Annotated in this window: 6 protein-coding genes; 2 read left to right on the top strand and 4 right to left on the bottom strand. The window is 72.1% G+C overall.

Translation table 11 applies throughout. The annotated features are described in order from the left end of the window. Positions 1–120 precede the first annotated feature (120 nt). The 3 genes from DVH02_RS12260 to DVH02_RS12250 form a co-directional block, all read right to left on the bottom strand. On the bottom strand, positions 121–1719 hold the full coding sequence (locus DVH02_RS12260; RefSeq protein ID WP_114623819.1) for an AMP-binding protein: 1599 nt from the start codon (positions 1717–1719) through the stop codon (positions 121–123). After that, positions 1719–2738 (bottom strand): NAD-dependent epimerase/dehydratase family protein, encoded by a 1020-nt coding sequence (locus tag DVH02_RS12255; RefSeq protein ID WP_114623818.1) that lies wholly within the window; start codon positions 2736–2738, stop codon positions 1719–1721. Before DVH02_RS12255 ends, DVH02_RS12260 begins: the two co-directional genes overlap by 1 nt. A 256-nt stretch (positions 2739–2994) precedes the next feature. Next, positions 2995–3840 (bottom strand): helix-turn-helix transcriptional regulator, encoded by an 846-nt coding sequence (locus DVH02_RS12250; RefSeq protein ID WP_114623811.1) that lies wholly within the window; start codon positions 3838–3840, stop codon positions 2995–2997. 189 nt (positions 3841–4029) lie between these two features. Here DVH02_RS12250 and DVH02_RS12245 point away from each other — a divergent pair, with 189 nt between their 5' ends. Further along, positions 4030–4851, top strand: coding sequence for an SDR family oxidoreductase (locus DVH02_RS12245; protein WP_114623810.1), 822 nt, complete (start codon positions 4030–4032; stop codon positions 4849–4851). A 30-nt stretch (positions 4852–4881) separates the two neighbouring features. On the opposite strand, the gene DVH02_RS12240 is transcribed toward DVH02_RS12245, so the two are convergent. After that, entirely contained in the window at positions 4882–5445 is a 564-nt protein-coding gene (locus DVH02_RS12240; RefSeq protein ID WP_114623809.1) for a TetR/AcrR family transcriptional regulator, read from the bottom strand. Between the two features lie 174 nt (positions 5446–5619). Here DVH02_RS12240 and DVH02_RS12235 point away from each other — a divergent pair, with 174 nt between their 5' ends. Beyond that, complete coding sequence (locus tag DVH02_RS12235; RefSeq protein WP_114623808.1) at positions 5620–6306, top strand: SDR family oxidoreductase; 687 nt, start codon at positions 5620–5622, stop codon at positions 6304–6306. Positions 6307–6368 lie beyond the last annotated feature (62 nt).

Genomic DNA, 6368 nt, shown 5'->3' with positions numbered 1-6368 from the left:
GCCCACGGGTAGCGGCCCCCACCTGCCCCGCCCCCTCATCCGGCCTGATCCAAACGAAAGACCCTGGGGCCTCTCGTTTGGATCATGCCGGGCTCGCGAGCCCGGCACCGCGGCCCCGGATCAGTCCTGGGCCGCGGCCAGTTGTTCCGCCAGTACCCGGCGGTCCAGCTTGCCGTTGTGGTTCATCGGCAACTCGGTCCGATGCGTGAACCGGTGCGGCACCATGTAGCGCGGCAGGCGTTCGGAGAGCGCCTGCCGCAGCTGCGCGGTCGGCCGGGCGGTCCCGGTGTACGCGGCCTCCAGCCGCGTCTGTCCGTCCTCGCCGCGCAGGGCCACGACCGCGACCTGGCCGATGCCGTCCTGCTCGCGCAGCACCGCCTCGCTCTCGCCGATCTCCACCCGCTGGCCCATGATCTTGACCTGCTGATCGATCCGCCCCAGGTGGACCAGGACCCCGCCGTCCAGTACCTGGACCAGGTCTCCGGTGCGATACCAGTGTTTCTCGTCGGGGACGAACCGTCCGGCGCTCTCCACGGGCCGCCCAGCGGCGTCCAGGAACCGTCCCCGGTTGTCGTCCTCGTCGAGGTATCCGGCGAACCGCTGCACGCCGCGCAGGCGCAGCTCGCCCGTATCGGAGGGCCTGCCCTCTTCGTCCACGACCTGATGGTCGAGGTGAGGGTAGACGGGACCGATGGGAAGGGTGCCGTTGGCCGTGTGCGGCCAGTCCTCCACCCGGTCCGGGAGCCGGTACTGCGTCGCGAGGATGGTCAGCTCGGTCGGCCCGTACACGTTCTCCAGGGCGCTCCGCGGCGCCGCCGTACGCCAGGCCCTGGCCTGCTGCACCGTCAGCTGCTCGCCGCCGAACAGGCTCCAGCGCAGCGACGGCATCGAGCCGGGGCCCAGACCCCCGGTCAGGTCGGCCATCGTGATCACGGACGGAACCGAGAACCAGTGCGTGATCCCCTCCCGGGACACGAACCTGGCCGGCTTGGGCAGTTCACGCCGGGACGGCACGACCAGCGTGGCGCCCGAGCCCCAGGCGCCGAACATTTCGAAGACGGACGCGTCAAAGGCCAGACCGCTGTTCTGGGCCATCCGACAGCCGGGCCCGAGCGCGTAGCGGTCGATGACGTACCGCAGGAAGGCGTCGAGGCTGCGGTGCGTGACCGGTACGCCCTTGGGGGTGCCGGTGGAGCCCGAGGTGAACAGCGCGTACGCGGTGTCCCCCAGGGGAGCGTCGGCCGGGGGCGGCGTCTCTCCCGCCGCTTCGCCGTCGCGCAGCCGGGCCAGGAGGTCCGCGGACAGGCACAGGACCGGTACGTCCGGCCCCTCCCGCTCCCGCGGCCCTCTCGGCGCCTCCCGCGCCGGGGCGGGGGCCACCAGGTTCAGATCCAGACCGGCGGACCGCGCCATGGCGGCCAGCCGCACCGCGGGGAACGACGAGTTGAGCGGGACCACGGCCGCGCCCAGGCGCAGCACCGCCAGACACGCCGCGTAGGTCAGCGTGCCCGACGCCGTCGTCAGGCCCACCCGACGCGGGGCACGGCCGCCGCACTCGGCCAGGATCTCCCCGGCCAGGAGCCCGGCCAGGCCGTCCAGTTCACGGTAGGTCAGCCGTTCCCCGCCGACCTCCAGGGCGACCAGCTCGCCGTGCTCACGTACCGACGCGGCGAACCAGTCGTACAGGCCGCGCGGCGCACCGGGCCCCCGGCCCGTCATCAGGCGCCCGCCTTCGCCTGCCATATGCGGAGTACTTCGCGCTCCTTGTCAGGGTCGATCCCGAGCGGGATGTCGCCCTGCCGGTAGGGGGTCTCGGACGGGCCGCGCTCGCGCAGCCACTCCCAGGTGTCCGCGACCGTCTCGGCCAGCGGGCGGCAGCGCAGCCCGGCGGCGACTGCCTTGGCGGGGGAAGCCTCCCAGGCGCCCGCCATGGCGGGCTGCTCCAGCGCCCAGAACGGCAGCTCGGTCCAGGGACCGACCCCTTGGTCCATGAGGAAGTCCTCGTCGGCCCAGACCGGTCGCGCCCCGGCCCCGGTCACCCGCGCGCACAGCTCCAGCAGCTCGCCCAGGGTCGTGGTGTCCTTGGGGCCGGTGACCAGGAAACGCCCGGCGGCACTCGCCTCCAGCAGGTCGAGACCGAACACCGCGATGTCCCGGGCGTCGACGAGCTGGACCGTCCGGTCGGACCTGCCCGGCGCGAGGACCTCGCCGCCGCGGGCCGTCCGCTCCAGCCACCACAGCAGCCGTCCGGGCGTCTCGCGCGGGCCCACGATCAGCCCGGGGTTGAGGATGCAGGTGTCGCCCTCGAAGTACTTCTCGACGGCCCGCTCGCACCCCGCTTTGAGCGCGTTGCCCGGCACGTCCTCGACGGCGGCGTCCGGCGGGCAGACGTGACGCGCCGAGCCCTCGTCGACAGGTCCCGCGGGCCAGTCCGCGTAGGCATGGAAGGACGACACGAACAGGTACGTTCCGGCCCGGCCGCTGAGTGCGCGCGCGGACTGTCCGACGGTACGGGGGTGGAAACCGCTGGTATCGATCACCGCGTCCCACGGACCGGCGGCGGCGAGGGCCTCTAAGTCCGTGGAATTCTCCCGGTCGCCACGAAGGTTCTCCGCTCCCTGTATATCCGGTCCTGACTTTCCCCGGTTGAAGACGGACACGTTATGTCCGCGGGCGATTGCCTCCTGCACGAAGGCCCGTCCCAGGAACACCGAGCCGCCAATAACGAGAATCTTCATCATCCCATGATCACGTAACCACCGCGGTTTGACAAGGAGTCAGGAGCGCCGCCGCTGCCCCTCGCCGGCCGGAAACGGATATCCGACCCCGCGCACACCCGTCGGCATCGACGGCCGTTTCCACCCGGATCCCTCGGCCTGATTCCGGAGTGATGGATTCCGGAGCGGTGGATTCCGGAGTGATGGATTCCGGGTTTCGGGTCGGTGCCGCCGGAAGGGCTCGCTGGTGGACATGACCGGTTGTTGTCCGCCGCCGTCAGTTCGCGCCGGAGTCGGTGTCGGCGGGCCCGGTGGCCGAGAGCGCGGCGACGAGGCGTAGTTTCTCGTCGCTGTCGCTGTTTTTGTCGGGGTAGTAGACGACGAGAATGACATCGTCGATGGCGAGCTTGTCGCGGTGGAGGCGGAGTTCGCCGACGACGGGGTGGTTGACCGTGGTGGTGCCCCCGTCGAGACTCCGGACGTCGTGACGGGCCCACAGCGTGCGGAACCGCTGACTCGACAGGGCGAGTTCGCCGACGAGTTCGACGAACCGGGGGTTGTCGGTGTCGTCCCCGATGGTGGTGCGCAGGGTGGCGACGAAATCGGCCGCGGCCTTCGTCCAGTCCTGGTGGAAGGCTTGTTCCTCGGGGTCAAGGAAGAAGGAACGCAGCCGGTTCTCGCCGGGCCGCAGCCGGGGCGAGAGCGCGAGGGCCATGGGGTTGGCGGCCAGTACGTCGAACGCGCGCCCTTCGACGAACGCGGGGATCGGAAGGTGGGCGAGCAGCTCGTGCACCCGCGCCGGTACGTGCTCGGGCCGCTTGCGGCGGGGCGCGCGGGGGCGCGTCGCCGTCAGGCCGAGCAGATACGTCCGCTCGACGTCGTCGAGCCGCAGGACGCGCGCGAGCGATTCGAGCACGTGGGGCGACGGGTTCTTGTCGCGGCCCCGTTCCAGGCGCAGGTAGTAGTCGGCGCTGACGCCGGCGAGCAGGGCGACTTCCTCGCGGCGCAGGCCGGGCACGCGGCGGTTGCCGCCGGGCGGGAGCCCCGCCTGGGCCGGGGTGACCAGCTCGCGCCGGGCACGAAGGTAGCCGCCGAGCCGGTTGCCGGAATCCTCGTCCTTCATACCGACACGGTAATGCGGTGCGCGTGTTCCAGCGGGGGCCCTGTCAGGACCGGGGAAGACTGGAGCCCTGCCACATCCGGGGGACGGCGTCAAGACTGAGGTGGCGCTGTTCCGCGAGGGACGGCGGACATCACCGAACGGGCCACGGGGCCGGAGCCCCGGCGCGCCCTGGATCGAAGGGAAGATCTCATGGATCTCTCCAACCGCACCGTTCTCATCGTTGGCGGCACCTCGGGCATCGGACGGGAGCTGGCCCGCCGGTTCGCCGCGGCGGGCAGCACCGTGGCCGTCGGCGGCCGTACGTCGCGGGCGCTCTCGGAACTCGCCGCGGAAGGCATCGGCGCCGTCAGCGTCGACGTCACCGACAGCGCCTCCGTGGCGGCGGCGCGTGACGCCGTGCTCGACCGTTACCCGGAGCTGGACACCGTGGTGACGATGTCGGGCGTCATGCTCGTCGAGGACCTGCGCGACCCCGCGCACTTCGAGGCGGCGGAGACGACGATCGGCACCAACCTGCTCGGCACCATCCGGGTCATCGACGCCTTCACCCCGCACCTCGTCCGGCGGGGCGCGGGCACCTTCATCACGGTCACGTCAGGCATCGCCTTCCTGCCCTTCCCGCCCATGCCCACCTACGCCGCCTCGAAAGCCGCGGTGCACGCCTACTCCGAGGCGCTGCGCGCACAGCTCGACGGCACCGGCGTCGGGGTCGTCGAACTCGTCCCCCCGGCCGTCGCCACCGGGGGCCAGGAGAAGCGGAACCCACACGCGCTGCCGCTCGACGGCTTCGCCACCGAGGTCATGCGCCTGCTCTCGGCGGAGCCGACCCCGCACGAGATCCTCGTGGAGGGGGTCCTCATGCACCGCTGGGCCGAGCGCGACGGCACCTACGACGACCTTGTCGCACAGCGCTCCCGGGCCCTGTCCCTGCTCCCCGGCCGCGAAGGGGCGCAGGCGCAGGCGCAGCCCCAGGCGGGGGCGGAGCCGGAGAAAGAGGCGGGGGAGGAGTAGTGGCGCCCGGACCCGGTCGGCCCGACCCGCTCAGCGCGGTTCCGTCAACGCCGTGCGTACGGTCGTCAGGATGTCCTCGGAGAGCGGGGAGCCCTTGGTGGCGCGGGCGAGGACGAGCGCGCCGAGCAGGGCGCACAGGCGGGTGATGCCGTCCTCGTCGTCCTCGGTGGCGAGCCGGTCGGCGAACCTGCCCACTCCCTCGGTGTAGACGCGGTGGGCCTCGCGGTCCCCCGGTACGCGCGCCATGTCCGTGACGAGCGCGGCCACGGGGCATCCGTCCGCCATGTTGTCGCGGTGCTCGACGGAGAGGTACGCGTCGATCAGGGCCCGCTGGGCCGCGGCGGGCTGCCCGGCGTACTGGGCGAGTCCGTCCTGCTGGAGCCGGGCGAGTTCACCGAACGCGTGCGCGGTGGCTTCGTCGACGAGCGCCTCCTTGGAGGCGAACTGCTTGTAGAAGCCGCCGTGGGTCAGCCCGGACGCCTTCATCAGGTCCGCGACGCTGACGTGGGTGCCCTGCTCCCTGAACAGCCGGGAGGCGGTCTCCACGACCCGTCGGCGGTTCTCCCGCGCCTGCGCCTGCGATACGCGGCCCATGAGCCACCTCCTTGTCCTCGCCGGATCGGCCGGATCTGTCGGATCTGCCGGATCGGTCGGATCTGCCGATTCGCCGGATGTCGTTTGACATCTATCGTAGGTCAGGTTTTAGATTGTGGTTGTAATCTAATTGAGCGGGTGGCCGGACGGGCGCCCACGACATCGGGAGCGGTCATGGAACTGAAAGACGCCGTCGCGGTCGTCACCGGCGCCAACCGGGGACTCGGCAGAGAGCTGGCCGCCCAGCTCGTGGCGCGCGGAGCCAAGGTGTACGCGGCGGCCCGCCGCCCCGGGACGGTGGACCTGCCGGGCGTCGTCCCGCTGCGGCTGGACGTGACGGACGAGGAGTCGGTCCTGGCCGCTGCCCGCACCGCGTCCGACGCGACGCTGCTGGTGAACAACGCGGGTATCTCGAACGCCACGTCGCTGATCACGGGCGGCCTGGCCGCGGTACGCCTGGAGATGGAGACGAACTTCTTCGGCCCGCTCGCCGTGACCCGGGCCTTCACCCCCGTCATCGAGGGCAACGGCGGCGGCTCCGTACTCAACGTCCTGTCCGTCCTGTCCTGGCTGCACCCCGCCGGTCTCGGGTCCTACGCCGCGACCAAGGCCGCCGCCTGGGCGCTGACCGACGCGGCCAGGGAGGAGCTGGCGCCGCGCGGCATCACCGTCTCGGCGCTGCACGTCGGCTACATGGACACCGACATGGCCGCGCACGTCCCCGCCGACCAGAAGGCCGACCCCGCCGAGGTCGCCGCGCAGGCCCTGCGCGGCATCGAGACCGGCCTGCCCGAGATCCTCGCCGACGACATCACCCGGCAGGTCAGGCAGGGCCTGCCCGCCGCGCCGCGCGCGGCGTGAGGCGCGGACCGGCCTCCGCCGCCCCGGCCTCTGCCGTCCCGGCCTGCGCCGTCCCCGCCCGG

The organism is Streptomyces corynorhini, from assembly GCF_003346515.1.
Classification (GTDB): domain Bacteria; phylum Actinomycetota; class Actinomycetes; order Streptomycetales; family Streptomycetaceae; genus Streptomyces; species Streptomyces corynorhini.
This window is presented reverse-complemented; position numbering and strand designations above follow the sequence as displayed.